At 73.1% G+C, this 22869-nt stretch carries 23 protein-coding genes and 1 pseudogene; 14 read left to right on the top strand and 10 right to left on the bottom strand.

Annotated features, from left to right (window positions below; genetic code table 11):
* Positions 1-88 precede the first annotated feature (88 nt).
* The 3 genes from AB0I22_RS25415 (at position 89) to AB0I22_RS25425 (ending at position 2232) form a co-directional block, all read left to right on the top strand.
* Positions 89-784 carry a hypothetical protein gene (locus tag AB0I22_RS25415; RefSeq protein WP_363133203.1) on the top strand — a complete coding sequence of 232 codons (696 nt, stop codon included), beginning with the start codon at positions 89-91 and terminating at the stop codon, positions 782-784.
* Positions 784-1551: a glycerophosphodiester phosphodiesterase family protein gene (locus AB0I22_RS25420; protein WP_363133204.1), complete on the top strand. Its 768-nt coding sequence runs from the start codon at positions 784-786 to the stop codon at positions 1549-1551. The genes AB0I22_RS25415 and AB0I22_RS25420 overlap by 1 nt, the downstream gene beginning before the upstream one ends.
* Positions 1552-1857: 306 nt before the next feature.
* On the top strand, positions 1858-2232 hold the full coding sequence (locus AB0I22_RS25425) for an RNA polymerase-binding protein RbpA (protein WP_254741893.1): 375 nt from the start codon (positions 1858-1860) through the stop codon (positions 2230-2232).
* Positions 2233-2323: 91 nt separating this feature from the next.
* On the opposite strand, the gene fxsA is transcribed toward AB0I22_RS25425, so the two are convergent.
* From fxsA to AB0I22_RS25455, 6 genes are all read right to left on the bottom strand, one after another.
* A complete protein-coding gene (fxsA, locus tag AB0I22_RS25430) occupies positions 2324-2899 on the bottom strand; it encodes an FxsA family membrane protein (RefSeq protein WP_363133205.1) in 576 nt (191 codons plus the stop codon).
* Positions 2900-3008: 109 nt separating this feature from the next.
* Complete coding sequence (locus tag AB0I22_RS25435) at positions 3009-3974, bottom strand: LLM class F420-dependent oxidoreductase (protein WP_363133206.1); 966 nt, start codon at positions 3972-3974, stop codon at positions 3009-3011.
* A gap of 102 nt (positions 3975-4076) precedes the next feature.
* A complete protein-coding gene (locus tag AB0I22_RS25440) occupies positions 4077-4844 on the bottom strand; it encodes a polyprenol monophosphomannose synthase (protein ID WP_363133207.1) in 768 nt (255 codons plus the stop codon).
* Entirely contained in the window at positions 4841-6538 is a 1698-nt protein-coding gene (gene lnt / locus AB0I22_RS25445; RefSeq protein WP_363133208.1) for an apolipoprotein N-acyltransferase, read from the bottom strand. Before lnt ends, AB0I22_RS25440 begins: the two co-directional genes overlap by 4 nt.
* A 609-nt stretch (positions 6539-7147) precedes the next feature.
* Complete coding sequence (locus AB0I22_RS25450) at positions 7148-8788, bottom strand: amidohydrolase family protein (protein ID WP_363133209.1); 1641 nt, start codon at positions 8786-8788, stop codon at positions 7148-7150.
* A gap of 164 nt (positions 8789-8952) precedes the next feature.
* Complete coding sequence (locus tag AB0I22_RS25455) at positions 8953-9393, bottom strand: Lrp/AsnC family transcriptional regulator (RefSeq protein ID WP_030882603.1); 441 nt, start codon at positions 9391-9393, stop codon at positions 8953-8955.
* A gap of 197 nt (positions 9394-9590) precedes the next feature.
* On the opposite strand from AB0I22_RS25455, the gene AB0I22_RS25460 reads away from it, so the two are divergent.
* Complete coding sequence (locus AB0I22_RS25460; RefSeq protein WP_363133210.1) at positions 9591-9968, top strand: hypothetical protein; 378 nt, start codon at positions 9591-9593, stop codon at positions 9966-9968.
* 167 nt (positions 9969-10135) lie between these two features.
* Positions 10136-11320, top strand: coding sequence for a pyridoxal-phosphate dependent enzyme (locus tag AB0I22_RS25465; RefSeq protein ID WP_363133211.1), 1185 nt, complete (start codon positions 10136-10138; stop codon positions 11318-11320).
* Positions 11321-11378: 58 nt separating this feature from the next.
* Here the strand turns inward: AB0I22_RS25465 and AB0I22_RS25470 are convergent, their stop codons facing one another.
* On the bottom strand, positions 11379-11957 hold the full coding sequence (locus AB0I22_RS25470) for an AAA family ATPase (protein ID WP_363133212.1): 579 nt from the start codon (positions 11955-11957) through the stop codon (positions 11379-11381).
* Positions 11958-11991: 34 nt separating this feature from the next.
* A complete protein-coding gene (locus AB0I22_RS25475) occupies positions 11992-13164 on the bottom strand; it encodes an acyl-CoA dehydrogenase family protein (RefSeq protein WP_363133213.1) in 1173 nt (390 codons plus the stop codon).
* 317 nt (positions 13165-13481) lie between these two features.
* On the opposite strand from AB0I22_RS25475, the gene AB0I22_RS25480 reads away from it, so the two are divergent.
* On the top strand, positions 13482-14798 hold the full coding sequence (locus AB0I22_RS25480) for a glycoside hydrolase family 18 protein (RefSeq protein WP_363133214.1): 1317 nt from the start codon (positions 13482-13484) through the stop codon (positions 14796-14798).
* A 64-nt stretch (positions 14799-14862) separates the two neighbouring features.
* Here AB0I22_RS25480 and AB0I22_RS25485 read toward each other — a convergent pair whose 3' ends face one another.
* A complete protein-coding gene (locus AB0I22_RS25485; RefSeq protein WP_363133215.1) occupies positions 14863-15474 on the bottom strand; it encodes a TetR/AcrR family transcriptional regulator in 612 nt (203 codons plus the stop codon).
* 206 nt (positions 15475-15680) lie between these two features.
* Between AB0I22_RS25485 and AB0I22_RS25490 the strand changes: the two genes are divergently transcribed.
* From AB0I22_RS25490 to dhaM, 5 genes and pseudogenes are all read left to right on the top strand, one after another.
* A complete protein-coding gene (locus tag AB0I22_RS25490; RefSeq protein WP_363133216.1) occupies positions 15681-16295 on the top strand; it encodes a DUF6230 family protein in 615 nt (204 codons plus the stop codon).
* The gene (locus AB0I22_RS25495; RefSeq protein WP_363133217.1) at positions 16286-17302 is read left to right on the top strand and encodes a DUF6114 domain-containing protein; all 1017 of its coding nucleotides are present in this window, start codon (positions 16286-16288) and stop codon (positions 17300-17302) included. Before AB0I22_RS25490 ends, AB0I22_RS25495 begins: the two co-directional genes overlap by 10 nt.
* 87 nt (positions 17303-17389) lie before the next feature.
* Positions 17390-17584 carry a hypothetical protein gene (locus AB0I22_RS25500; RefSeq protein WP_363133218.1) on the top strand — a complete coding sequence of 65 codons (195 nt, stop codon included), beginning with the start codon at positions 17390-17392 and terminating at the stop codon, positions 17582-17584.
* A 59-nt stretch (positions 17585-17643) separates the two neighbouring features.
* Positions 17644-18267 (top strand): annotated as a pseudogene (gene dhaL / locus AB0I22_RS25505) (dihydroxyacetone kinase subunit DhaL); the annotation flags it as partial.
* The gene (gene dhaM, locus AB0I22_RS25510) at positions 18244-18801 is read left to right on the top strand and encodes a dihydroxyacetone kinase phosphoryl donor subunit DhaM (protein ID WP_363133276.1); all 558 of its coding nucleotides are present in this window, start codon (positions 18244-18246) and stop codon (positions 18799-18801) included. The pseudogene dhaL and the gene dhaM, both read left to right, overlap by 24 nt.
* A gap of 66 nt (positions 18802-18867) precedes the next feature.
* On the opposite strand, the gene AB0I22_RS25515 is transcribed toward dhaM, so the two are convergent.
* Positions 18868-19623, bottom strand: a complete 756-nt coding sequence (locus tag AB0I22_RS25515) for a PIG-L deacetylase family protein (RefSeq protein ID WP_363133219.1) — start codon at positions 19621-19623, stop codon at positions 18868-18870.
* Positions 19624-19854: 231 nt separating this feature from the next.
* Between AB0I22_RS25515 and AB0I22_RS25520 the strand changes: the two genes are divergently transcribed.
* From AB0I22_RS25520 to AB0I22_RS25530, 3 genes are all read left to right on the top strand, one after another.
* Positions 19855-20913, top strand: a complete 1059-nt coding sequence (locus tag AB0I22_RS25520; protein ID WP_363133220.1) for an ABC transporter substrate-binding protein — start codon at positions 19855-19857, stop codon at positions 20911-20913.
* Positions 20914-21981: an iron ABC transporter permease gene (locus AB0I22_RS25525; protein ID WP_363133221.1), complete on the top strand. Its 1068-nt coding sequence runs from the start codon at positions 20914-20916 to the stop codon at positions 21979-21981.
* A gap of 98 nt (positions 21982-22079) precedes the next feature.
* Positions 22080-22859, top strand: coding sequence for an ABC transporter ATP-binding protein (locus tag AB0I22_RS25530; RefSeq protein ID WP_363133222.1), 780 nt, complete (start codon positions 22080-22082; stop codon positions 22857-22859).
* The last annotated feature ends 10 nt before the right edge of the window (positions 22860-22869 follow it).

The following is a 22869-nucleotide window of genomic DNA, read 5'->3' on the forward strand; positions in this document are numbered from 1 at the left end:
GATCATGAGGTGCCCCAGGCCACAGGGTGTCACGAAGCAGGCCACTTCCACCACAGACCAGCACTCGCCACCACCCGAGGAGCCTCCGTTGTCCGCAGCGCCCGCAGCGTCCACACCGTCCGCGGCGACCGGAGGAAGGACGCCGGTCTGGCGGCGGCTCGTGCGGCTGTACGCCGGGCTGGCGCTGTACGGAGCGAGCTCGGGGCTGCAGCTGCGCGCCGGGCTGGGGCTCGCGCCGTGGGACGTTCTCAACCAGGGCGTCGCGCGGCACACGGGCATCTCCATCGGCACCGCCTCGATCGCCATCGGCGCGCTGGTGCTGCTCGCGTGGGTGCCGCTGCGGCAGCGCCCCGGCCTCGGAACGGTCTCGAACGTCCTGCTGGTCGGCCTGTCGATGGACGCGACCCTGAGCCTGGTGCCGCAGCCGCACTCCCTGTGGCTGCGGATTCCGCTGCTGGCGTTCGCCATCGCGCTGAGCGGGGCGGCCACCGGGCTCTACATCTCGGCGCGGTTCGGCACCGGTCCGCGCGACGGACTGATGACCGGGCTGCACCAGCGCACCGGCCGCTCCATCCGCCTGGTGCGGACCGCCATCGAGGTGGCCGTGCTGGTGACGGGGTTCGCGCTGGGCGGCTCCGCCGGGGCGGGCACGGTGCTGTACGCGCTGGGGATCGGCCCGCTGGCGCAGTTCTTCCTGCGCCGCTTCGGGGGCGCGGCGGCAGTCGGGCCGTCCGCCGTGGTCGCGCGCGGCGAGGGCGCCCGGCGCGCGATACTGCCGCGGTGATGCCCGTACACCATGCCTTCCTCGACCATCCGACGCCGCTCGCCTTCGCCCACCGGGGCGGCGCGGCGGACGGCCTGGAGAACACCGCGGCCGCCTTCCGGCGCGCGGTGGACGCCGGGTACCGCTATCTGGAGACCGATGTGCACGCCACGTCGGACGGGGCGCTCGTCGCCTTTCACGACCGGATGCTGGACCGGGTCACCGACGCGCGCGGCGCGATCGGCGCGCTGCCCTGGCGGGCGGTGCGGCGGGCGCGGGTGGGCGGCGTGGAGCCGCTGCCGCTCTTCGAGGAGCTGCTGGAGGAGTTCCCCGGGGCGCGGTGGAACGTCGACGTGAAGGCGGAGGCGGCGCTGGAGCCGCTGCTGGACCTGGTGCGCAGGGCGGACGCCTGGGACCGGGTGTGCGTCGGCTCGTTCTCGCAGGCGCGGATCGTGCGGGCGCGGCGGCTGGCCGGGGCGCGGCTGGCCCATTCGCTGGGCACGCTCGGCGTGGTGGGGATGCGGCTGCGGTCGTACGGGCCGGGTCGGGCCCCGGGCCGCCCGGCGGGGGCGGCGTGCGTGCAGGTGCCGGAGCACCGGTCGGGGGTGCGGGTGGTGGACCGGCCTTTCGTCCGGCACGCGCACGCGCGCGGGCTCCAGGTCCATGTGTGGACGGTGAACGAGGCGGAGCGGATGCGGGCGCTGCTCGATCTCGGGGTGGACGGCATCATGACCGACCGCCTCGCCACGCTGCGGGACGTGCTGATCGAGCGCGGCGTGTGGACTTGATCAAGCCTCATCCGGGCAGAAGATGAGCTTCCTGTTCCGGCCCTGATTTACAGCTGGGGCGGCAGGGCCGGTAGTGTACGCCTTTGGCCCACCGGGCGGACCGTTACTGCGCGCTGAAACGGTGCAAACACAGGGTGACATCTGCTGTCAGATGTGACAAACCGGGCGTGGGTGGGTACAACAAGGGGCGACACGACGGGCGACGCATGTCCCGAAACGGGAATCTTCACCGCCGACCGGACGTTGACCGGATGACGACGACAGCGACACCTGTCCTGTGGGCGACAAGCCCGGGAGGCACGATTCATGAGTGAGCGAGCTCTCCGCGGTACGCGACTCGTGGTTACCAGCTACGAGACCGACCGCGGCATCGATCTGGCCCCGCGCCAGGCGGTGGAGTACGCATGCCAGAACGGACATCGATTTGAGATGCCGTTCTCGGTAGAGGCGGAAATTCCGCCGGAGTGGGAGTGCAAGGCGTGCGGCGCCATGGCACTCCTGGTTGACGGCGATGGGCCGGAAGAAAAGAAGGGCAAGCCCGCGCGTACGCACTGGGACATGCTCATGGAGCGGCGCACCCGCGAGGAGTTGGAGGAGGTGCTGGCCGAGAGGCTGGCCGTGCTCCGCTCCGGTGCCATGAACATTGCCGTGCATCCGCGCGACAACCGAAAGTCCGCCTGAGGGCGGCATACCGATAGATCACGAGGGCCGGGCCCACCGCTGAGCGGTGGGCCCGGCCCTCGTGTGCGTACGGGCCGGCCTGTGACGGTCCTCAGTGCGGGAGCTGCGGCCCGTCGTGGCGCGGCGTGGGCGGCTCGTCGTCCCGGATCACCTCTCCGGGGACGACCTTGCCGTCCGGGCGGTGCATACGGGCCTGCTGGAAGGCGTCCCCCAGGGTGCCCGGTGCGGGGCTGCCGACTCGGCGCGACAGCCGGCGCTCGAAGGCCTTGCGCAGCAGCGACCGCGTCGGCGGGAAGAGGCACAGCAGCCCAGCGGCGTCGGAGACCAGCCCGGGGATCATGATCAGCAGACCGCCGAGCATCATCAGCCCGTTGCCGGAGCTCTCCCGCTGCTCGGCGGGGGCCGCCGCGGGGTTCTCGGCCGCCTGGACCGTACGGGCCAGCCGCTCCCACGCGCGCCGCCCCGCCCGCTTGATCACCACGGACCCCAGCACCACGCCCGCCGCCAGCAGCGCCAGCACGGTGAGCCCGCCCGCGGCCTCGCCCACCAGGATCAGCAGCCAGATCTCCAGCACCGCCCAGGCGGCGATGGCCAGCGGGATGAACTTGCGGGCCCGCGAACGCTGGGGCGGGCGGGCGGCTGTCGGCTGAGGCGATCCGAAGGTCATGCCTCAAGTGTGCCTGCACCCGCGCGCCGCCGCGTCGCCGGTGGCGCGCCGCCCACACGCGGTACGCGCGAAAGCGGCCGGAGCCGTCATCGACGCGTACGAGTCCGGCTCACAGCGTGCGCAGCGCGGGCAGCAGGGACCGCTCGGCCCAGTCCAGGAAACCGGGCTGGGTGTCCCCGCCGATCTGGACCAGGGCGATCTCGGTGAAGCCCGCGTCCGCGTACGGGCGGACGGCCTCGACGAAGTCGTCGAGGCGGTCGCCGCACGGGATCGTCTCGGCGACGTCCTCGGGCCGTACGTACTGGGTGGCCCCGGCGAACGCCTCGGGGCCCGGCAGCTCCGAGTTGACCTTCCAGCCGCCGCCGAACCAGCGGAACTGGTCGTGGGCGCGCCGGACGGCGGCGTCCCGGTCGGGGTCGTAGCAGATGGGCAGCTGCCCGACCCGGGGCTTGCCCGCTCCCCCGTGGCGGTCGAAGGCGGCCAGCAGCTCGGCCTTGGGCTCGGTGCCGATCACGACGTCCGCGAGGCGTCCGGCGAGCGCGCAGGAGTCCTCTCCGGAGACGGCGACGCCGATCGGCGGGGCCTGTTCGGGGAGGTCCCAGAGCTTGGCGGACTCGACGTCGAAGTGCGCGCCGCGGTGGTTGAGGGTCCGGCCCTCGAACAGGGCGCGGATGATCCCGATCGCCTCGGCGAGCTTCTCGTGGCGCTCGCCGGCGCCGGGCCAGCCGCCGCCGACGACGTGCTCGTTGAGGTTCTCGCCGGAGCCGAGGCCGAGCCGGAAGCGCCCTTCGGAGAGCAGCTGCACGGTGGCGGCCTTCTGGGCGACGATCGCGGGGTGGTAGCGGGTGGTGGGGCAGGTGACGTACGACATCAGCGGGATGCGGGTGGTGGCCTGGGCGGCGGCGCCCAGGACCGACCAGGCGTACGAGGAGTGCCCTTGGGAGGCGAGCCACGGGGAGTAGTGGTCGGAGGTGACGGAGAAGTCGAACCCGGCCTGCTCGGCCCGGACCACATGGTTCACGAGGTCCCTGGGACCCGCCTGTTCGGTCATCATCGTGTAGCCGATTTGCACCATAATGTGCGGATTCCCGACGCGGGTCGCACAAAACATCACGCGCCGCCGAACCGGTTACCCGGCGCGGCGGCGCGTAAGAGTGCTGAGCGTGCGGAGCCCGTGTCAGCCGCCCTTGCGGCCGAGCACTTTGCTGACCCGCGAGCCGACGCCCCAGGTCGTGACCCGCCACAGGGCCTCGGCCAGGATGTCCTTGGACATCTTGCTGTCGCCCAGCTCGCGCTCGACGAAGGTGATGGGGACCTCCACGACGTGGAATCCGGCCTTCACCGCGCGCCAGGCCAGGTCGACCTGGAAGCAGTAGCCCTGCGAGGCCACCTGGTCCATGCCCAGCCCTTCCAAGGTCTCCCTGCGGAAGGCCCGGTAGCCGCCCGTGACGTCCCGCATGGGGACGTCGAGCAGCAGACGGGAGTAGGTGGAGCCGCCGCGGGAGAGGTACTCGCGGTGCTTGGGCCAGTTCACGACGCGCCCGCCGGGCACCCAGCGCGAGCCCAGGACGAGGTCGGCGCTCTTGAGCGCGGTCAGCAGCCGCGGCAGCTCCTCGGGCTGGTGGGACCCGTCGGCGTCCATCTCCACGAGGACGCCGTAACCGTTGTCGAGGCCCCAGCGGAAGCCGGCGAGGTAGGCCGCGCCGAGCCCTTCCTTGCCCTTGCGGTGCATGACCTTGACGTGGTCGTCCTCGGCGGCGAGCTCGTCGGCGAGCTTCCCGGTGCCGTCGGGGCTGTTGTCGTCGGCGACGAGAACGTGCGCCTCGGGAACGGCGGACCGTACCCGGGCGACGATCGGCTTGATGTTCTCCGCCTCGTTGAAGGTCGGGATGATCACCAAAGTCGTGCCGAGCGGACCGTACTTCCGCTGAGCGCCGTCGTTCACTGCTGTCCCTTCTTGTCCGGACGTCCCCAGCGGCCGAGCATGATCGCGACCGCGCAGGACAGGAGGCCCACCATAGCGATCACCCACTCGGGCGCCGCACCGACGCGGTCGGCGACGGTGATCCCGTCACGCAATGGGATGCGGGCGTTCAGGACCTCTCGGGTGAATTCCTTGCTGCGCTGCTCCACCGTGCCGTCGGGCGCGACGACCGCGCTGATGCCGCTGGTGGCCGCGGTGACCACGGCGCGGCCGTGCTCCACGGCGCGCAGCTTGGACATCGCGAGCTGCTGCTCGGGCTGTCCGGTACGGCCGTAGGTGGCGTTGTTGGTCTGTACGACCAGGGCCCGCGCCCCCGCCTTCACGGTGTCGTGGACGATCTCGTCATAGGCGACCTCGAAGCAGATGACGTCGCCGAGGCGGGCCGGGCCGACCCGCAGGACGCCGCTGTGGTCGCCGGGGTAGAAGTCGCGGGGCACCCGCTGGAGCCGGGTGATCAGCTTGCTCAGTTCGGCGCGGAAGGGCACGTACTCGCCGAACGGCACGGGGTGCTGCTTCGTATAGGAGGCGCCGGGACCGGTCTTCGGGTCCCAGACGATGCCCTCGTTGTAGACGTACCCCTTCTTGGAGGGGTGGTCGACGAGGGCGCCGACGAGGATCGGCACGCCGACGGCCCGCACCGCCTCCTGGATGCGGTCGTACGCCTCCGGGAACTTGAACGGGTCGAGGTCGGAGGAGTTCTCCGGCCAGATCACCAGGTCCGGCTTCTTGACCCGGCCCGCCTTCACGTCCTTCGCCAGCTTGAGGGTGGCGTCCACGTGGTTGTTGAGGATCATCATCGGGCGGCCGAGGAAGTCCATGCCCGCCTGCTGGACGTTGCCCTGGACGATGGCGATGTCCGCCGTGTCGTCGGCCTTCGTGGGCACGGGCACGGCGTACGCGCCGACGGTGATCGCGGCGGCGAGGGCGAGGGCCTCGACGGCGGGCAGCGCGGCCCGTACGGTCCGGGGCGCGGTGGCGCGCAGCCGCCACGCGGTGGCGGCGGCGTACGCCAGCAGCGCGCCGACGAGGGCGACCGCGAAGGTCACCAAGGGGGCGCCGCCGAGGGCCGCGAAGGGGGTGAAGGACGAGCCGGTGTTGGCGAAGGCGAGCCGCCCCCAGGGGAAGCCGCCGAACGGGAGGCGGTCGCGCGCCCACTCCTGGGCGACCCACAGGCAGGCGGTCCACAGCGGCCAGCCGCGCAGCCGGGAGGTGCGGGCGAGGCCCGCGCCGAGCAGGCAGACGAAGAGCGCCTCGGCGACGGAGAGTCCGAAGACGGCGTCGTAGCCGACCACGCGCAGCCAGCGCAGCAGGAGGAAGAAGAACGGCAGGCCGAAGGCGAAGCCGGTCCACGCGCCCTGCCGGGCGGTGCGGCCCCGGGTGAGCAGGCTGAGGGCGGCGACGGCGACGATCGACAGCGGCCACACGTCGTACGGCGGGAAGGCCGCGGTCAGGGCGAGACCGCTGAGCACGGCGAGGCCGGTGCGCGGCGCCTCGCGGCGGAGGAGCAGCGCGAAGCGCTTGGCGAGGCCGGGGCGGGCGGGGTCGTCGGGCACCGTTTCCTCCCCGGCGTCGTCCGGCGCCGGGTCGTCCGCCCGTCGCGTGGCTGCCGGACCGCCGGGGGCGGATTCGGCGGTGGTGTCGGAACCCGAGGGCACGTGACGGCCTTCCTTGCAGGTCGTGCGGTGGTGAGCAGACGGTATACCGACGAGATTGCGGCGTGGCCCCAGGGTGCGTAAAGAAGGGTGCGCGAAGAACGGCGGGCCGCGGCCCGTACGGGCACGGAGGCGGGTCCGGCGCGTGGGCGGGGAGGTCCTCAGGCGGCCTCGCGGGCCGGGGCGCGGCAGCGCGCCGCCGCGGGCGGGCGACTGCGGATGGGGGCCCAGAGTCCTTCGGGCCGACCTGGGGCCCGCTGGCTGCGGGTCGACCGAAAGCCGTTGTCTACTGAACGCCCGGGCCCCACCCGGGTCACACCTGCCGGCCTGGAGAAACCTTCCCTCGCCCCCGTGCGCTGGACCTGGCTCCCAGTGGCGGTGCGCCTTCGCGGCTCACCGCCCCCTGGCCCAGCGGCGTTCGATGACTAGGCGGAGGTTTCCCGACCGTGCGTCCTGTGGTGGACTCCGCCGAACCTACCCGCCGTCGCCCGCACCCTGTCAACACTCACATGACCTGCGTCGTTGTCTCAAATCAGCAGGTCAGTACAGCGAGCGCGGGCAGGGGGCGACAGGCCGACGGCACGTCGTTCGGCGGTACGGGGCGACCGTACATCACTCGTTCGGCCGCTCGTGGACCGTCCGTCCGCCGACCACCGTGCGGACGCAGACCGGAAGTTGGCGGCCGGGGGTGAGGTCGGGCAGGCCCGGAGTGCCGGAGCGGGGGTCGGTGGACCAGTCGGCGACCCGGCTGTCCGGCACCTGCACGACGAGGTCGCCGGTCTCCCAGATCGCGTAGTCCGCCGGAGCGCCGGGGACGAGCACCCCGGCGTCGTCGCGGCCCACCGCGCGCCAGCCGCCGCGCGTGTGGGCGGTGAAGGCGGCGCGTACGGAGACGCGGTGCTCCGGGGTGCGGTGGAAGGCGGCGGCCCTTACCGTGCCCCACGGGTCCAGGGGCGTGACCGGGCTGTCGGAGCCGAGCGCGAGCGGCACGCCGGCGCGCAGCAGGGCGGCGTACGGATTGAGCGTGCGGGCCCGCTCCCGGCCCAGCCGCTGCACGTACATACCGTCCTCGCCGCCCCACGCGGCGTCGAAGGCGGGCTGTACGGAGGCGGTGAGGCCCAGTTCGGCGAAGGCCGCGATGGTCTCGGGGGTGAGCATCTCGGCGTGCTCGACGCGGTGCCGGGCGGCGCGGATACGGGCCAGGCCGACGCGGTCGGCCGCGGCGCGCACCCCTTCGACCACGGCGGTGACGGCGGCGTCGCCGATGGCGTGGAAGCCGGCCTGGAGGCCCGCCTCGGTGCAGGCGGCGACGTGGGCGGCGATGGCCGCCGCGTCGTGGTGGGCGACGCCGGTGTGCGGCGCGTCGGCGTAGGGCTCGTGCAGGCAGGCGGTGTGCGAGCCGAGGGAGCCGTCGACGAAGAGGTCGCCCGCCGCGCCGATGGCGCCGAGGTCGCGGATACGGTCGGCTTCCTTTGCTTCTGTGATGGCCTCGGCCCAGTAGCCGAAGACGCGGGGGCCCGGTTCCTCGGCGGCGAGCCGCAGCAGGCCGGTCAGGTCCTCGGGGCTGGAGATGTCGGGCCCGGCGCACTCGTGGAGCGAGCCGATGCCGCGGGACGCGGCGTGGGCGCGGGCGGCGCGCTGCGCGGCCGTGCGCTGGGCCGCGGTGACGCTCTCGTGCGCGGCGGCCCGCACGGCGTGGTGCGCGGCTCCGGTGAGCGGCCCGTCGGGGGCGTGCCCGGCGAGCCCGGCGACGCCGGGGACCAGGTCGAGGAGGGCGCTGGTGACGACGGCGGAGTGGACGTCGACGCGGGTGAGGTAGAGCGGCCGGCCGGCCGTCGCCGCGTCGAGTTCGGCACGGGACGGCGGACGGGCCTCGGGCCAGCGGGTGGCATCCCAGCCGTGGCCGAGCAGGACGCGGTCCGCGCCGCGGGCGCTCGCGTGGGCCCGTACCCGGTCGAGCGCGTCGGCGAGCGTACGGGCGTCGGAGAGGTCGAGGCCGGTGAGCGTGAGGCCGGTGGCGGTCGTGTGCACATGTGCGTCCGTGAACGCAGCGGTGACGAGCGCGCCGCCGAGGTCGACGGTCTCGTCCACGCCGTCGGCGAAGGAGTCCGCCGCGCCTTCGGAGCCGACCCAGGCGACGCTGCCGCGCTCGACGACCATGGCGGTCGCGAAGGGGTCGGCGGGGCTGTGGACGGTGCCGCCGCGCAGCAGGACGGTGCGGGCCGGGGCCTCGGCGGGGGTGGGTTCGCTCACTGGTCTCTTCGCCTCGTGGTGTCGTTCGGGCCGGGCCGGTTGGCCTGCCGCGCCTCACGCGAGCGGCCACGCGCGGGCGCGCGCGTCGCGCGGAGCGGCGTACGGACCCGACCAGTCTCGTCCCAGGGGGCGGCCGCCCTCCACACCGGGTCGCGTCGGACGCGTCAGATGCGGGGCGGCCTGGCCTCGTACGGGGTCGACAGGACGACGGTGGTGCGGGTGGAGGTCCCGGCGAGGGAGCGGATGCGGGTGAGGAGGTGTTCGAGTTCGAGGGGGGTGGCGACGCGCACCTTGAGGATGTAGTTCTCGTCGCCCGCGACGCTGTGGCACGCCTCGATCTCGGGGATGTCGGCGAGCCGGTCGGCGATGTCGTCGGGCGCGCTGGGGTCGAAGGGTTTCACCGAGATGAACGCGGTGAGGGGCAGCCCCACGGCCTCGGGGTCGACGACGGCCGCGTAGCCGCGGATGACGCCGCGCTGTTCGAGGCGGCGCACGCGCTGGTGCACCGCCGAGGTGGACAGGCCGGTGGCCTTGCCCAGGTCGGTGTAGCTCATCCGCCCGTCCTTGACGAGCAGCTCCACGATTTGTCTGTCCAGCTCCTCCACAGCGGATCACCTTATGGGGTCGGAGGCCGTCGGGCACAGTCGGCGGGCGTGCAACTGCTCGTGTCATGTGACGAACACCACATACGTTCACCCGTGTCCGTCGGCGCGCTGCGATTATCCGCGTGGTCCCCAGGGAAATCCTTGCTGTGGTCGAGGCCGCGGCGCCTGACCGGCCCATCTGAGGGGGAGATCCCACTATGCCCAGCCCTGAACGCCTCGATGAGGGCGATACCGCGAACAGCGCCGACAGCGCTTACGAGACCTACGAGATGTTCCGGGTCGTCTGCCCGGACTGCGCGGCGCCAATCGCGCTGCTGGCGGACGAGGACGTGCTGCCCGAGCACGCGCTCTGCCCGTCCCCGTGGAATCCGTTCGGGCTCACCGTCTGCCCGGGCGCGGGGCGCGGCGTCGCGGACGCCTCCCCGGCCGACGAGCGCCCCGGCACCCAAGAGCGGGACGCCACGCTGCTGTTGACCCTCCCGGAGAGCCTGGACTGGCGGCGTCAGCCGTTCTCGCACATCGGCGGCCCCGCCTCCCGCCCGTTCCAGGTGCCCCGGATGCGGCGCCGAATCTGAGCGGCCCCCGGGATTCCGGAATCCCCGCTTCCCTCCGGCAGTCGGTCCTGCCCTGACCGTTCTTCGATCCGTCGCCTCGCAGCCGTACGATTCTTCTTACGACGCACGAGGCATACGAGCCGCATGAGGCGTCCTGTCCCTTCCCCGCACGCACCCGGGAGCCTCCTGTGACGTCACCACCCCTGCACTGCCTGCGCTGCGGCGTTCTCGTAACGGGCTTCACCGGTTGTCCCGTGTGCGCCGCCGAGGGACTCGGGGTCAACGCGGCCCCGCCCCTCGCCGATCTGTCCGGGCTGTCGCTGAAGGAGTATCCGGGCGGGCCGTGGGGCTGGCCCGGCGCGCTGCCCGTCTCGGCCGGCCCGGTGACGCTCGGCGAGGGCGGCACGCCCAACGTCCGCGTCCCGCTGGCGGATTCGGGCGCCGGCGAGCTGTGGGTGAAGACCGAGGGCGCCAACCCCACCGGGTCGCACAAGGACCGCGCGATGAGCGTCGGGGTGGCCGCCGCGCTGGACGCCGGGGCGGACACGGTGGTGGCCGCCTCGTCCGGCAACGCGGGCACGGCGGCGGCCGCGTACGCCGCGCGGGCCGGGCTGCGGTGCGTGGTCCTCACCACCCACGAGGTGCCCGAGCCGCTGCGCGCGCAGATCGACGTGCTGGGCGCGGCGCGGGTCGAGCGGGACGACCATGTGGCGCGCAACGCCGCCATGCGCGACGGCGTCGAGCGGCTCGGCTGGTATCCGCTGACGACGTTCGCCCAGCCGCCGGCCGGCGGCAACGCCTATGCCAATGAGGGCTACAAGAGCGTCGCGTACGAGATCGCGCGGGACTTCGGCGAGCGGATCGGCGCGGTCGTGGTGCCCACCTGCCGCGCGGACCTGCTCGCGGGCATCGGCCGGGGCTTCCGCGAACTGCGGGCGGCCGGCCTGGTGTCGCGTACGCCGCGGCTGGTCGCCGCCGAACCGGCCGCGGCGGCGCCCTTCGCCGCGGCCCTGGCCCGTACGGACCGGGCCGCGCAGGAGCACACGACGGTGGAGCGGGGCCTCTCCCCCGCCTTCTCGCTCGGCGAGTCGCGGCCCGTGTGGCAGGGGCTGGACGCGCTGTGGTGGTCGGCGGGCCGGGCGGTCGCCGTCCCCACGGACGAGTTCATGGCGGAGCACCGGGCACTGGGCGCGCAGGGCCTGTTCGTCGAGCCGTCCTCGGCGGTGGGGGTCGCGGCCGGGAGGCGCTGGGCGTACGAGCACGGGGAGCCGGTGGTGGTGATCGGCACGGCCACGGGTCTGAAGGACATCGCGAGCGTGCCCGCGGGCAAGGCCGAGGAGCGGGTGCCGGAGGTGGCCCGGCTGACCAGCTGACCGGACCGGCCGGCCGCCTGCCCCAGATCAGCCGCCCGTCTCGGATCAACCGCCCGTGTCAGGCGGTCTGTCGGCCGATCTCCTCCGTCACGAACCGCACGCGCTCCTCGACGCTCGCGCGCGGCAGCGGCACCAGTTCGTAGCCGTACGCGGTGTAGGCCGCCGCCATCGCCTCGTGCGTCCGGCGCGCGGTCTCGAAGGACTGCTTGCGCTCGTCGTCCTGTACGTAGATCTCGGGCCAGGGCGGGGCGATGAACACCCGCCGGTGGTACCGGAACCGCTGGGCGGCGGCGTGCACATGGGGCGGCACGGGCAGCCCTTCGAGCCGCAGGTAGCCCACGAGGTCGGGGATGCCCCGGTCGAAGAAGACGTGCGCCCGCTCCCCGGCGGCCCGGCGGTGGCTGCTCAGGTCCCGGGCGAGCATCAGCTCGGCGAAGAGCTCGCGGTCGTGCCAGGGCAGCGCCCTGCCGCCGATGGCCACTTGGTCCTGGATGACGGCGCGGCCGGCCTCGTGCGTGCGCGCGTGACCGGCGTGCTCCAGGCGGTCGATCAGGGTGCTCTTGCCGGCGCCGGGGCCTCCGGTGACGACGGTGAACCGGTCCGTGACCGGTTCGGGCGCTGTTGCGGTTGACGGCATACGGGGCTGCTTTCCGCCCCGTCGCCGGGGCTGTTCAGCGTGATTCGGGGCCCGCGAGATGGCGGGCGACGACCATGCGCTGGATCTGGTTGGTGCCTTCGACGATCTGCAGGACCTTGGCCTCGCGCATATAGCGCTCCGTGGGGAAGTCGACGGTGTAGCCGTAGCCCCCGAGCAGTTGGACGGCGTCGGTGGTCACGCGCATCGCGGCGTCGGTGCAGAAGAGCTTCGCCATGGCGGCTTGCTTGGAGAAGGCCAGTCCGGCGTCGCGGAGCCGGGCGGCGGTGAGGTACAGGGCTCGACCGGCCTCGATCTGGGTGGCCATGTCGGCGAGCATGAAGCGCAGGCCCTGGAAGTCGGCGATGGGACGTCCGAACTGCCGACGCCCGCCAGTGTACGCGAGGGCCTCGTCGAGGGCCGCCTGGGCGACTCCGATGGCGCAGGCGGCGATGCCGAGGCGGCCGGAGTCGAGCGCGGAGAGGGCGATCGCGAAGCCCTGCCCCTCCTCCCCGATCCGGCGGTCGTCGCCGACCCGCACGCCGTCGAAGTTGACGCCGGCGGTGGGCGATCCCTTCATGCCCATCTTGCGCTCGGGCCGCGCGGCGGTGAGGCCGTCCGCGTCGCCGGGCACGAGGAAGGCGGAGATGCCGCGCGGGCCCTCGCCGCCGGTGCGGGCCAGGACCGTGTAGAAGTCGGCGACTCCGCCGTGGGTGATCCACGCCTTGCTGCCGTCGATGGTCCAGGTGTCGCCGCTGCGGGTGGCGCGGGTGCGCAGGGAGGCCGCGTCGGAGCCGGCCGCGGGCTCGGAGAGGCAGTACGCGCCGAGCAGTCCGCCGCCGAGCATGGCGGGCAGGTACTTGGCCTGCTGCTCCTTGGTGCCGAAGCCGGCCAGCGCGTGGCAGGAGAGGGTGTGCACGCTGACGCCGAGGCCCACGGTGAGCCGGGCCGCGGCGAGTTCTTCGAGGACCTGGAGGTAGACCTCGTACGGCTGGTCGCCGCCGCCGAACTCCTCGGCGTATGGCAGCGCGAGCAGCCCGGACCGGGAGAGCAGGGCGAACGCGTCGCGCGGGAAGCGCCCGTCGTCCTCCTCCTCGGCGGCCTTGGGCTCGATCTCCCGCTGGGCCATCTCGCGTGCGAGCGCGAGCAGGTCGCGGGCCTCCTCGGTGGGCAGCTGACGCTCCACCGGCTGCGGGCCGTGGTGGGACATGGCGGTGCTCTCCTCCCTGTCGGGCGCTACGGCAGCGGGCGCGCGGGGTGTGGCGGCGCTGTCGTGTGGTGCTGCCTCGCCGATGGTCTCGCTCCGGGTCTCGGAGGGGGGTGACCTGCGGCTGCGGCGGGTTGGAGTATGCCCGATCGGAGGCCCCGCGTCACGGGTCGGCGGCCATGGCCTGCGGGTGAACGGAATTGGTCCGAACCATTGACCGTACTGGTCTAGTCCATCTACGGTTCCCAGGCAACGTCGTTCGCGTTCATGTCAAGTTGAGCAGCAGTACCCCCCATCTCCCCTTCCCACCGAGGAGAACCATGCTCAGACACGGAAACCACCCCCGCGCCCTGTTCGCGGCCACCGCCGCCGGCGCGGCGCTGCTCGCCACCACGCTCTTCGCCGGCACCGCCGCGGCGGGCACGGTCCCCACGGCCGTCGCCGCCAAGGCCAAGCCGGCCGCCGCCGCGCAGACCGAGGCGAGCACCTCGCGGAGCACCCCGGTGAGCGCCCTCAAGCAGGAGGCCGACGCCGGCGGCAAGGTGGTCGGATACTTCACCAACTGGGGCGTCTACCAGCGCAATTACCATGTGAAGAACATCGAGACGTCTGGTTCCGCCGCCAAGCTCACCCATATCAACTACGCCTTCGGCAACGTCACCGGCGGCAAGTGCGCCATCGGCGACTCCTACGCCGACTACGACCGCGCGTACGACGCCTCCACCAGCGTCGACGGCAAGGCCGACACCTGGGACGACGGCGCGCTGCGCGGCAACTTCAACCAGCTGCGCAAGCTCAAGAAGCTGCACCCGAACCTGAAGGTGCTCTGGTCGTTCGGCGGCTGGACCTGGTCCGGCGGGTTCGGCGAGGCGGCCAAGAACCCCGCGGCGTTCGCCGACTCCTGCTACAGCCTGGTCAAGGACAAGCGCTGGGCCGATGTCTTCGACGGCATCGACATCGACTGGGAGTACCCGAACGACTGCGGTCTGACCTGTGACACCAGCGGCAAGGACGCCCTCAAGAAGGTGCTGTCCGCGCTGCGTTCGAAGTTCGGCCAGAGCAACCAAATCACCGCCGCGATCAGCGCCGACGCCTCCAGCGGCGGCAAGCTGGACAAGGCCGACTACAAGGGCGCCGCGCAGTACGTCGACTGGTACAACCCCATGACGTACGACTACTTCGGCGCGTGGGACGCGAAGGGCCCGACGGCCCCGCACTCCCCGCTCACGGCGTACAAGGGCATCCCGAAGGACGGCTTCAACTCGGACGCCACCATCACCAAGCTGAAGAAGATGGGCATCCCGTCCTCGAAGCTGCTGCTGGGCATCGGCTTCTACGGGCGCGGCTGGACCGGCGTCACGCAGACCGAGCCGGGCGGCACCGCCACCGGGCCCGCGGGCGGCACGTACGAGCAGGGCATCGAGGACTACAAGATCCTCAAGTCCAAGTGCCCGGCGAACGGCACGGTGGCCGGCACCGCCTACGCCAAGTGCGGCAGCGACTGGTGGAGCTATGACACCCCGGCCACGATCGGCGGGAAGATGAAGTACAAGCAGCAGCAGGGCCTCGGCGGCACGTTCTTCTGGGAGCTCAGCGGCGACACGTCGAACGGCGAGCTGATCAAGGCGATCAGCTAGGGCTCCCGGTTCGGCGGAAGTTCCGGGGCGGGCGGCCGTTGGACGGCCGCCCGCCCCGCGCCGTTCAGCGCAGGGGCGGCGGCGCCGGGAAGGCCGGCTCGTAGTCCTCGATCGTACGGAGCGTGTCGCCGAGGCCCCGGACGAGCAGCGAGCGCACCATGTCGCGCTCCAGCCCCTGGTGTCCCAGCCAGTCGAGGGTGACGCCCTCCACCGACGACAGCCAGCCGATCAGCGCGGTACGGGCGATGAGCGGGATGTCCGCGCGCCCCCACGCGCCCTGGGCGATCGCCAGCAGCAGCTGCTCGCGCACCTCGGCCCGGATCGCGAGCACCTCGGCGTCGAAGCCGACGCCGCCGGTCACGATGGCGCGGTAGGCGGCCTGGTGATGCTGGGCGTAGCGGAGATAGCCGTCGACGGTGTGGTGGACGCGCTCGGCGGGCGGCAGGTCGTGGGTGGAGGCGGCCCGTACGACGAGTTCGGCGACGGAGTCCTGGACGATCGCCAGGTAGTAGCCGCGCTTGTTCTTGAAGTAGTAGTAGATGAGCCCCTTGGCGACGCCCGCGTGCCGGGCTATGTCGTCCATGGACAGCGCGTCGTACGACGTGTCCGCGAACAGCCTCCTTCCGATCGTGATGAGTTCGGCGCGGCGCGCCTGGGAGCGCTCGGTGCCGCGCACGGCTGGGGCAGCGCGCGTACCGCGCTGTTGACTATTATTCAATTTCGGCCCTAGTCTCCAACTGCCACCGGATTTCCGCAGTATGGCAGAGCGATGCCGCGCGGACTCGTCCCGGCGGCGGAGCCACCCCGCACTTCCCTGCGCATCTGCACGTGTTCGCGGCTGCGCCGCAGCCGTCCGATGATCGCTGCCCCGGGGAGGAACCAGTGAGCGGATCCAACCGGCGTCTGCCGGAGGGCAGAACGGCCTGGAAGAAGACAGCGGTCCTCGCCATCCCCGCGGTGCTCGCGGTCGGCGCGATGGCCGCGGTGATGGCCGAGGGGGCGCTGGCCGCGTCCTTCGCCGTCTCCGGCACCAGCTTCCAGGTCTCGTCCGGCAAGCTGACGAGCAAGGGCCTCTCGTCATATGTGCAGACCGACCGGTCCGTGGACGGCAAGGGCCATCCGGTCGCCCTGCTCGGCATCGGCGACGCCACCCTGACCGACATCTGCCAGTCCGCCTCGGTCTCCACCCCGCTGGGGACCGTCACCTTCAAGCTCACGGCGGGCGGCGACGCGGGCAATGTGACCGCCAGCAGCCTCATCATCGACGGCGAGGACCTGGTCGGCGACGCCCGGTTCGGCACCGCCGAGATCGGCCGCGACGCCTCCACCCTGGACCGAGTGCCGGGCGTCCACGGAGAGAAGGGCAAGTTCGGCCTCCAGGCCGGGGACGTCACCGTGGCCGGGGTCCGCTCGCACGCCTGGTCCGCGACCGGCGGCAACTTCCGGCTCCGGGGCCTCAAGCTCAATGTGAGCCTGGACGGCAAGAAGTGCTTCTGAGAGCGCGGCTCTCCCGGCGGCTGGACGAGCGGCTGCCGCTCCCGGACGCACGGCGGGCCTTCCGCGGCTGGCGGCGGACCCGGCCCTTCTGGGCCGGGCTGCTGCTGATCCTCGGCGGGACCGAACTGCTGCTCGTACCACTGTCGCCGGTCACGGTCCTGGTCAGCCTGGGCCTCGGCGGGCTGGCGGCGATCGGCATCGGGCTGGCGCTGGTCGTCGCCGGGCTGTTCCTGTGGTGCGCGCCCGGCGCGCGGCACTATGTGAGCCTCAACGCGCTGATCCTGTCGGTGCTCTCCTTCGCCGCGACGAACCTGGGCGGGTTCCTCATCGGGATGGCGCTGGGCATCGCGGGCAGCGCGATGGGGTTCGGCTGGACGCCCGTAACGCCCCCGGACGATGACGATGACGACAACGGCGGGAACGGCAGGAACGGCGAGAACGGCGAGGAGCCGACCGAGCGGCTGCCGTCGGTCCGGGACGATCCGGGGACCAGGAAGCTGGCGGCCGTGCTGCCCGTGGTGCTGCTGGCCGCGGTCGCCTCGCCGCCGGACCGCGGCGCCGAGGCGGCGGACGGCGTCCCGGCCGCGGCGCGCGCGCCGACCGTCACCACCTCGCTGTTCGCGCCCAACGGCTTCCTCCTCGCCGGGGTCGTCCACGTGCCCACCGCCGACGGCCCGGTGAAGGCCATGGTGCTCAAAATGCGGGCCGCCTCCCTCACCGACTACCGGCTCACCACCCGCGACGGCGGGCCCGAACTGGCCCTCGGCGCACGGAAACTGGACCTCAGCGGGGACGTCACCCTCTACCTCACCAAGTTCAGCGGGTGCCTGGAGGGCCTCATCTGCCTCACCTTCACCCCCGACCAACTACCGGTGCCACCCGTCGTGCCGCCCTTCGTCTTCATGACGAACGTGGACGCCGAGCAGGCGCTGGTCACCTCCGACCTCATCGTCGCCGACGGACTGACGCTGCGCACGCCCGCCGGCCGGGACCGCGACGAGCCGTGATCAGCCATGATCCAGATCCAGGCCGGCGCCGGCCGGCTCGTCGAGGGCAGGCCGGCTCGTCGAGGGGCGGCGGCCGCCGATCCGTGAGTGCCGCGGGCGGTGGCGGTGGGGATCGCGGCTGCGGGGGTGTACGGGCTGCCGTTCCCCGGCACGGTGCTCGGCTCGGTCCACGTACGGCTGCTCGGTCAGCTCGGCGTGCCCGCTGTACGGGCCCACCGGCTGCCGGACGGGCTCCGGCGCGCGGTCGCGGAGCCCCTCCGATCGGTGACAGCGCTACGCTGAGCAGGGCAAAGGCCCGTACGGCCGTACGGGACGCACCCCGCGAAGAGGAGCCGCCGCCCATGTCCGTCACCCTTGATACGGCCTTCTTCCGCCGCTTCCTCGCCCGCGCCACGCAGGTGTTCGTGGCCGAGGCCGCGCACCTGACCGATCTCGACGCCGCCATCGGCGACGCCGACCACGGCGCCAACCTCAAGCGCGGCTTCACATCGTCCGCACGTGTCATCGCCGATGAGGCGCCCGCCACACCGGGGGCGCTACTGACCGCCGTCGGCATGCACCTGACCAATACGGTCGGCGGCGCGTCCGGGCCGCTGTACGGGACGGTGCTGCGCCGCATGGGCAAGGTGCTCGGCGAGGACGCGGTGGTCGAGCCCCCGGCGCTGGGCAAGGCGCTGACCGCGGCGGTCGCCAGCGTGCGGCGGCTGGGCGACTCCGCGCCCGGCGACGCCACGATGGTCGACGCGCTGGCTCCGGCGGCAGAGGCGTACACAGCCGCCCTGGAGGGCGGCGGCGACACCGCGGCCGCGCTGGACGCCGCGGCGCGGGCCGCGCGCGAGGGCGCCGAGGCCACGGTGCCGCTCCAGGCGCGGCGCGGCCGGGCCAGCTACCTCGGCGAACGCAGCATCGGGCACCAGGACCCCGGGGCCGCGTCGTCGGCGATGCTGATCACCGCGCTGTCCGAGGCCGCGGACACCGGGCTGCCGGAGGCGTTCGAGGGCGCGGAGGCCGAGGAGGCCGCGGCCACGCCCGTGGCGGAGAGCGCCCGGCCGGAGCAGACGGAGAAGCAGGAAGAGAAGAAGGAGAAGGAGAACGGCCGTGTCGGCGTCGTGCTCGTCTCGCACAGCCGCGATGTCGCCGCCTCGACGGCCGAACTCGCGAAGGCCCTCGTGGGCACCGGCGACCCGGCTCCGGTGGCCGCGGCGGGCGGCCTGCCCGACGGCTCCATTGGCACCAGCGCGGAGCTGATCCGGCAGGCGCTGCGGGACGTGGACGAGGGCAAGGGCGTGGTGGTGCTCTGCGACATGGGCAGCGCCGTCCTGACGGTCAAGGAGATCCTGGACGCCCCGGCCGGGGACGGCGTCCCCGAGGATCTGCGCATCGCGGACGCGCCGTTCGTGGAGGGCGCGGTGGCGGCCCTGGTGACGGCCTCGGTCGGGGGTGACGCGGACATGGTCATCGCGGCCACGGACGACGCCAGGGGCTACCGCAAGATCTGAGCGGCCGAACGGGGCGGGGGCCCGGCCCCCGCCCGTACAGCCTCCTCCTCAGCTCTTCGGGCCGCTTCAGCGGCTGAAGAGTTCGAATGTGACGGCGGGACGGCCGCCGAAGCGGGGCGCCGCGGCCGCCATGTTCCCCTCCAGGAAAGTGCGGCAGTAGCGCTCCGGTTCCTCGTCGGTGAGGGCCTCGATGTACGTGCGGTGGGCCAGCAGCGACGCGACGGCCCGGTCGACGCCCGCGCTCGCGTCCACCGCGTGGGTGGGCCGGGGCGAGCCCGCGACGGCGACGTAGCGCACGCCGTTCCACGGCGCGAGGCCGTCCGCGACGAGTTCCGGGAAGATCCAGCGGTTCCCGGCGTCGGCGACGGCGTCGAGGACGGCCCGGCCGACGGCCCGGTGGTCGGGAGTGTTCCAGGCGACGCCGCCCCAGGTGTCGTGGTGGTTGAGGGTCAGTACGAGCTCCGGGCGGTGTGCGCGGATGGCGGCGGCGAAGTCGCGGCGCAGCGCGGTGCCGTACTCGACGACGCCGTCGCGGTGGCCGAGGAACTCCACGTTCCGCACCCCCACCGCGGCGGCGCTCGCGTGCTGTTCCCGCTCGCGCAGCGGGCCGGCCTCGGCCGGCTCCAGGCTGTCGATGCCCGCCTCGCCGACGGTGGCCAGCAGGTAGGAGAACTCGCGGCCGCCGTCGATCCACGTGGCGATGGCGGCGGACGCGCCGTATTCGAGGTCGTCGGGGTGGGCGACGATCGCCAGGGCGCGCTGCCAGTCGGTGGGCATGTCGGCGAGCGGTCCGTCGTCGCGGTCCGGGTCCGTAGCGGCCATCTCCGCTTCTCCTTCGCTTCCTGGGGTTCCCGCGCTTCCTTCTTTTCGTGTGGGTTGCAGGCTATGTCCGGTCGCGTGGGTCGCAGGCCATGTCCGGCTTCTTCACGACGCGCTTCTTCACGACGCACTTCATCGCGACGCACGGGAACCGGCGGGCCCGGCCGGCCGACTACCTGGTCCGGGCCCGCAGCGGCGGGCCCGCGCGTATGCCGAGTTCCTGGAGTGTTTGTGATGCGCCCTCGTGTGTGGTGCGGTGTGCTGGGCCTGCTGGCCCTGTCGGCGACGGCCTGCGGAGGCGGTGGGGCCACGAAGGCGGACGGCGCCGAGGCCTCCGGATCCGCCGCCGGATTCCCCGTGAGCGTCGCCGACTGCGAGGGGGCGAAGACCACGTTCGACTCCGCCCCGCGGCGGATCGTGACGAGCAACGCGTCGGCCCTGGAGACGCTGCTGTGGCTCGGCGCCGGCGACCGGGTCGCCGGTACGGGCTTCCCGCCCGGCAAGGGCTCGATGCCCGCCGAACTGGCGGAGCGGGCGGCGAAGGTGCCGGTGCTGGGGAAGACGGTGATCCCCAAGGAGAAGCTGCTCGGCTCCGGCGCGGATCTCTATATCGACTCGTTCTCGTCGATGAGGAATATGGGCGGCGCGGGTGACGCCCCGACGCCGCGGGAGTTCGCGGCGGCAGGCATCAAGCACGTCTTTCTGCGCTCGTCGGCGTGTGGCGCCGCGCAGAAGGGGCCGCGCACGGACCTGTCGGGGGTGATGGCGGACATCGAGGAGCTGGGGAAGCTCACCGGAACGTCGCAGCGCGCCGGTGAGCTCGTGGCCGGGATGCGGAAGAAGACGGACGCGGTGCGCGACGCGCTGAAGGGCGTGCCGCGGGACAAGCGGCCCTCGTACTTCTTCTTCGACTTCGACGCCGGCACCAAGCAGCCGCTGGCCGTGTGCGACAAGCAGGTGGCCAACGCCGTGATCACGCAGGCCGGGGCGCGCAACGTCTTCGCCGGCTGCGACGGGGACTTCAAGCCGGTCGGCTGGGAGGACGTGGTCGCGAAGAACCCGGACTGGATCCAGCTCGGCGTGCGCAACCGGGGCGGCGAGGCCGCGAACGCCAAGGCGTTCGACGAGGCCGCGGAGTTCCTGCGCACCTTCCCGGCGACGAAGGGGCTGACGGCCGTCAAGGAGAACCGCTTCCTGCGGATCGGCTCGGAGCGCACCACGATCGGCGGGGTGCGCAGCGCGGACACGGTGCGGGAGATCGCCCACACGATCCACCCGGACCGGGTGAAGTAGGTGGCGGCGACCGCCCTGCCCGCCGAGGAGCGGGAGAGCGGCGTACGGACCGTACGGGCCGGCTGGGTCGGCGCGGCGCTGGGCGCGGCGCTGCTCGTCGCGCTCGTCGCGTCGGTGTCCCTGGGGTCGACCCAGGTGCCGCTGGGCGAGGTCTGGGCGGCGGTGGCGCGCGGGGTGACCGGGCGCGACCCGGCGCCCGGCACCCAGGACCTGATCGTGTGGCAGCTGCGGCTGCCGCGGGCGCTGCTGGCAGGGCTGGTGGGGGCGGGGCTGGGCCTGGTGGGCACGGCCGTGCAGGCGCTCGTGCGCAATCCGCTGGCCGACCCGTATCTGCTGGGCATCTCCAGCGGCGCGTCGCTGGGCGCGGTGGCGGCGATCGTCCTCGGGGCGGGCGCGGGCGGCGCGCTCGGGCTCGGGCTGTCCTCGGCGGCGTTCGCCGGGGCCCTCGCCGCGTTCGCGCTGGTGTGGGCGATGGCGCGGCGCGGGGGCGGGTTCTCGCCGCTGCGGCTGGTGCTGGCGGGGGTGGGCATCGGGCAGTTCCTGTCGGGGTTCACCAGCTATCTGGTACTCCAGGCCGGGGACGAGCAGCAGACGCGCGGGGTCCTGTTCTGGCTGATGGGCTCGCTCGGCGGCGCTCAGTGGGCCACTCTCGTGCTGCCCGCGGCGGCCGTGCCGCTCGGGCTCGCGGCGCTGCTGGGGCGGGCCCGCGCGCTCAACGCCCTGCTGATGGGCGACGAGACGGCGGCCGGCCTCGGCGTGGACGTGACGCGGCTGCGGCGCGAGCTGTTCGTGGTGACGAGCGTGCTGACCGGGGTGCTGGTGTCGGTGTCCGGGGCGATCGGCTTCGTGGGGCTGATGGTGCCGCATGCCTGCCGGATGGTGGTGGGCGGCGACCACCGGCGGCTGCTGCCCGTCTCCGCGCTGTTCGGCGCGGTGCTGCTGGTGGTGGTCGACCTGGTGGCCCGTACCGCCCTGTCCGACCAGGAGCTGCCGGTGGGCGTGGTCACCGCGATGATCGGCGCGCCCACGCTGCTGTATCTGCTGGACCGGCGACTGGAGCGGACGTGAGCGGGGAGCGGCCATGAGAGGAGAGCGGACATGAGGCGGGAGCAGTCGTGAGATGGCAGCGGACATGAGGCGGGAGCGGTCATGAGGCGGGAACGGTCATGAGGATCGCGGTCGAGGACCTGGACGTGTCGCTGTCCGGGCGCAAGGTGGTCTCCGGCGTCAGCCTGCTCGCCGCCGAGGGGGAGATCGCGGGGCTGGTGGGGCCCAACGGGAGCGGCAAGTCGACCGTGCTGCGCACCGTGTACCGGCACCTCGCGCCGCAGGCCGGGCGCGTGCTGCTGGGCGACACGGACCTGCGGTCGCTGTCGGCGGTGGAGTCGGCCCGGCGGATCGCCGCGCTCCCCCAGGAGCGCGGCGGCGACTTCGAGCTGACGGTCCGCGAAGTGGTCGCGATGGGCCGTACGCCCTACAAGCGCGCCTTCGCGGCGGAGGACCGCGCCGACGCGGACGCCGTGGCCGGCGCGCTCGAACGGGTGGGGATGGCCGGGGCCGCGCGGCGGCGGTTCTCCGCGCTGTCGGGCGGCGAGCGGCAGCGGGTGCTGCTGGCGCGCGCCCTCGCCCAGGACCCCCGGGTGCTGGTGCTGGACGAGCCGACCAACCACCTCGACGTACGGCACCAGGTGGAGCTGCTCACGCTGCTGCGCGACCAGCGCCGTACGACGCTGATCGCGCTGCACGACCTCAACGCGGCGGCATCCGTGTGCGACCGGCTGCACGTGCTGCACGGCGGTACGGTGCTGGCCTCCGGCCCACCGCGCGACGTCCTCACGCCGCCGCTGCTGGCCGAGGTGTTCGGCGTGCGGGCGGCGGTGGTGGACCATCCGCTGACCGGGGACCCGCTGATCGCCTTCGACCACCGGGCGGTGGCGGGGGCTTGAGGGGCGGGCC

Source organism: Streptomyces sp. NPDC050610 (genome assembly GCF_040654875.1).
In the GTDB taxonomy this organism is placed as follows: Bacteria; Actinomycetota; Actinomycetes; order Streptomycetales; family Streptomycetaceae; genus Streptomyces.